Origin of the sequence: Rhodococcus sp. (in: high G+C Gram-positive bacteria) (genome assembly GCF_049286785.1) — a bacterium.
Classification (GTDB): Bacteria; Actinomycetota; Actinomycetes; order Mycobacteriales; family Mycobacteriaceae; genus Rhodococcus_F.
This window is the reverse complement of sequence record NZ_JBAQEO010000005.1, coordinates 1-4,790: the sequence shown is the minus strand read 5'-3', so window position 1 is coordinate 4,790 and position 4,790 is coordinate 1. Positions and strand designations below refer to the sequence as shown.

Annotated in this window: 1 protein-coding gene; it reads right to left on the bottom strand. The window is 71.7% G+C overall.

The window, feature by feature from the left end; translation table 11 throughout:
• Nucleotides 1–4,790, bottom strand: a 4,790-nt coding sequence (locus WAW17_RS00190) for an amino acid adenylation domain-containing protein (protein ID WP_422331018.1), incomplete at both ends; no start/stop codon positions are given.

The window sequence follows — 4,790 nt, the reverse complement described above, 5'->3', positions numbered from 1 at the left end:
CAACGGCCAGATGTCGGCGAGATCCGGGTAGGTGCTCTCGAGCCGGTCGATGTCTGCCTGCCCGACGGATACCAGATCGAGATCGGACGGCGTCAGCCCGCCGGCGCCCGGATGGCTCGCGTGCTCGGCCAGGGCGGTGAGTCCTTGAACCCACAGTGCGGACAGCTCTTCCACGTCCTCGGCGGCCAGCACACCGGTGGGGTACGACCACGTCGCCGTCAGCACCGGTGCGCCGTCCCGGACGGTGGTGGCGGCGTTGACGTCCACGAGCCAGGCGGCGGGCATGTCGTAGTTCTGGGTTCCGCCGAGGTCCCCGCTGCCCGCGACGGGCAGCCAGGGCACGTCGCCCGCGCTCGTCGCCACGCGGCCGAGGTAGTTGAAACTCACCTGCGGTGGCCGGAATCGGCGCAGTGCCGCCGAGCTGACCGGATCCAGGTACCGCAGCATCCCGTACCCGATGCCGTGGTCGGGGATCGCGAGGAGTTGTTCCTTGATCGCCTTGATCGCGGACCCGGCCGCGGCGTCGCCGGCGAGGGCGGCGTCGACGTCGACGCCCGTGAGGTCGAGTCGCGCCGGGAACAGCGTGGTGAACCACCCGACGGTGCGGGACAGGTCGGCGCCGGGCACGACGTGGTCTTCGCGGCCGTGACCCTCGAGGTTGATCAGCACGTCGGCCGTCTCCACACCGTGTTGCCGCCGCCACCGAATCATCGCCAGCGTGAGCGCGGTGAGGAGGCCGTCGCCGACGGCGCCGTGGAAGGCGGCGGGAAGGGTGGTGAGGAGTGCCTCGGTGACCGGTGCGGGCACGTCCACGCTGACGCGGCCCGTCATGGCATCGACGTCGACTGCCGGATCCAGCGGACGGGAGCCGAGGATCGGATCGGGCCCGTCCAGGATCGACTGCCACAGTGCACCTTCGGTGTGTCGTGCCCGCACGGCATCGGTGAGTCCGTGCGACCACCGCCGCATCGACGTCCCCACGGAAGGCAGCGCGGCGGGCAGACCCTCGGCGACACGGGCGTGGGCCGCCGCCAGATCCGAGATCAGGATCCGCCACGACACGCCGTCGACCACGAGATGATGCGCGACCAGCAGCAACCGCCCCTGCCCGCCGGGACCGTCGAACCGGAGCACCTGCACCATGCTGGCCGAGGCCGGGTCCAGTCGGTCCGCCGCCGCGTTCAGTTCCGCTCTCGCCACCGCATCGAAGTCGCCGGCGTCGAACGACGTCACGGGCACGTGATGGATCAGAGCGTCGGCCGGCACCGATCCGGTGGGCAGCACCGTCATCCGCCACTGCCCCGCCTCGTCGACCGCGAGGCGCGCGCGGAGCATGTCGTGGCGGTCCAGCACCGCGTCGACGGCGGCGGCGAGATCGTCACGGGTGAGCCCTTGCGGTGCGGTGACCAGCACGGCCTGGGAGAACCGGTCCAGCCGTCCACCGCTGCGCCCCAGCATCCACGCGACGACGGGTGTCAGCGGGACCGGGCCGACGCCGCCGCCGGGCAGTTCCTCCAGCACCACGGCATCCGCGCGCTCGTAGTGGGCCACCTCGGCGAGACCGGCGACGGTCCTGCGCTCGAACACGTCCCGCGGGGAGAGGATCAGGCCCGCGGCCTTCGCCCGGGCGACCAGTTGGATCGACATGATGCTGTCGCCGCCCAGCGCGAAGAACGAATCGTCCACACCCACCGACGCGAGTCCCAGCACGTCCTGGAACAGGCCGGCGAGCAGCGCCTCGGTCTCGGTGCTCGGCGGACGGCTGTCGGTAGCGGCGACACCGAAGTCCGGTTCCGGCAACGCCTTCCGGTCGAGCTTGCCGTGGACCGTCACCGGGAGCGCCGCGATCACCACGACGGCGGCGGGCACCATGTACGGCGCGAGCCGCGTGCCTGCGAACTGCAGGACCTCCCCCGGATCGATGTCGGCTCCGGGTTCGGGGACCACGTACCCGATCAGCCGGTGACCGGAGCGTCCGTCCCTGCGCACGTCGGCGACCGCCGCCGCCACGTCGCCGTGTGCGAGCAGCGCCGACTCGACCTCGCCCAGCTCGATCCGGAATCCGCGGATCTTCACCTGGAAGTCGGTGCGCCCTAGATAGTCGAGTTGCCCGTCCACCGTCCAGCGCACGAGGTCGCCGGTCCGGTACATCCGGCTGCCCGGCGGCCCGAAGGGGTTGGCCACGAAACGTTCCGCGGTGAGCGAGTATCGCCCGTGATAGCCGCGCGCGAGTGCGGGGCCTGCGAGGTACAGCTCCCCCGCGACCCCTGTCGGTACGGGATGCAGCCGCCCGTCGAGGACGGCCTCGGTGAATCCGAGTGTCGGCGCACCGATCGTGACCGCCTCGCCCGGCGCCAGCGGGGTGCTGATGCTCGACACGACGGTCGACTCGGTCGGACCGTACGCGTCGAACATGGCCCGGCCCGGCGCCCAGCGGGCCACCAGTTCCTGCGGGCACGCCTCGCCGCCGGTCACCACGCATTGCACGCTCTCGAGGCCGGCGGGATCGACCGAGGCGAGCGCCGCCGGGGTGACGAAGCAGTGCGTGACCCGCTCGCGCCGCAGCAGGTCCGCGAGCTCGTCGCCGCCGTAGACGGACGGGGACGCGATGACCATCGTCGCCCCCGGCCCGACCGCCAGCATCAGCTCGAGCACCGAGGCGTCGAAGCTCGGCGATGCGAAGTGCAGGGTCCGGGACGCCGCCGTCGTACCGAACGTGCCCTGCTCCGTCGCCGCGAAATTCGCCAGTCCGCGGTGCGTGGTCACCACGCCCTTCGGCCTGCCCGTCGATCCCGACGTGTAGATCACGTACGCCGGGTGGTCGACACGCAATGCCGACGTGCGGTCGGTGTCGGTCACTGCCGCCGCCGGGAGCGACTCCAACTCGGCCTCGGTCCCGGGGTCACCCGGCACCAGCCACGGGATCGATGCGGGGAGGGCAGACCGCAGCGCGGCCGTGGTGAGACCGGCGACGGCGCCCGAGTCGCCGAGCATGTACTCGATGCGCTCGGCCGGATGGTTCGGGTCGATCGGCAGGAACGCGGCCCCGGTCTTGGCCACCGACCAGACGGTCAGCACGGATTCGATCGACCGCGGCAATGCCAGCGCCACTACCTGTTCCGGGCCGACGCCGCGCTCGATCAGGAGTCGGGCGAGCCGGTTCGACGACTCGTCGAGGTGCCGGTAGGACACCTGACGCCCTTCGAAGGACAGCGCCGCGGCGTCCGGGTCCACGGCGGTGGCCGCGGTCAGCAACTGCGGCAGCGTCCGTGCCGCCACGCCGGGGCCCCCGCTCACGGACGTCAGTGCGGCCCGCTCGCCGGCGCCGAGGACGTCGACGTCGCCGACCGGGGCGTCCGGCGACTCGGTGACGGCGCCCAGGATCCGAACCAGGCGCTCGGCGAATGCGGCCACCGTGTCCTCGTCGAAGATGTCGGTGGCGTACCCCAGCGCCGCGCTGATCCCTGCGGGATGTCCTTCGGCGTCGACGTTCTCCTGCAGGGTCAGCTGGAGGTCGAAATTGATCGTGTCGAAGGCGAGGTCGAGGGGTTCGACGTGGAGGCCCGGCAGCTCCAGCTCGGGGCGCTCGGTGTTCTGGAATTCGAGCATCACCTGGAACAGCGGTGAGTACGCCGTCGAACGGGAGGGACGCAGGCTGTCCACGACGCGTTCGAACGGGACGTCCGCGTGCGTGAACGCCCCGAGATCGGCCTCGCGAACCTGCGCGAGAAGCTCGGCGAACGTGCGGGCGCCGTCGACGGGAGTGCGGAGCACGAGGGTGTTCACGAACATCCCGACCAGGTCGTCCAACTCGGCCTCGCCGCGTCCCGCGATGGGTGTGCCCACGGCGATGTCGTCCGACGCGCTCAGCCGCGACAGCAGGACCGCCAGCGCGGCGTGCAGGGCCATGAACACGGTCGATCCGTGCCTGCGCGCGACCTGCACGACACCCTGGTGGAGATCCGGGCCGATCTCGAACTCGACGCGGCCTGCGCCCAGGGTGCGGGCGGCCGGGCGAGGTCGGTCCGTCGGCAGTTCCAGTACGTCGGGGAGGTCGGCCAGCGTCGTGGTCCAGTAGTCGAGTTGGCGGGCGAGCGGCGAACCTTCGTCGTCTTCGTCGCCGAGCCGGTCTCGTTGCCAGAGTGTGTAGTCGGCGTACTGCACGGGAAGAGGGGTCCAGTCGGGCGCGGCGCCGCGGCGCCGGGCGGTGTACGCCGACAGGACGTCGCGGGCGAGTGGAACCATCGAGAAGCCGTCCGCCGCGATGTGATGCACGACCACGGCCAGCACGTGCTCATGCTCGTCCAACCGGAACAGCCGGGCCCGCACCGGCGCCTCCGTCGTCACGTCGAACCCTGCGGAGAGCAGGCGGCGGAGGTCCGCGTCGAGGTCCGCCGACGCGACGGCGTGCGGTGTGAGAACCGGCGCCACCTTCTCTGCCGGGAGGATCACCTGCCGCGGACCCCTGGCCGTGAGTGGAAAGCCGGTGAGGGGGAAGACGGTGCGGAGGGACTCGTGGCGCTCGACGACGTCGGTGACGGCCGCCTCCAGCGCCGGCACGTCGAGCGTGCCTGCGAGGCGGAGCGCGATCGCGACGTTGTACGCCGAACTGGCCGTGTCGAACTGGTTGATGAACCACATCCGCTGCTGTGCGAGCGAGACGGGGACCTCCCGTGACGGATCCCGCGGTGTGGGCGCCGGCCGGGATTCCACCCTGGATTCCCCGGCCTCGGCGCGGGCGGCCAACCCGGCGACGGTCGGGGCGTCGAACACGTCCCGCACGCCCAGGC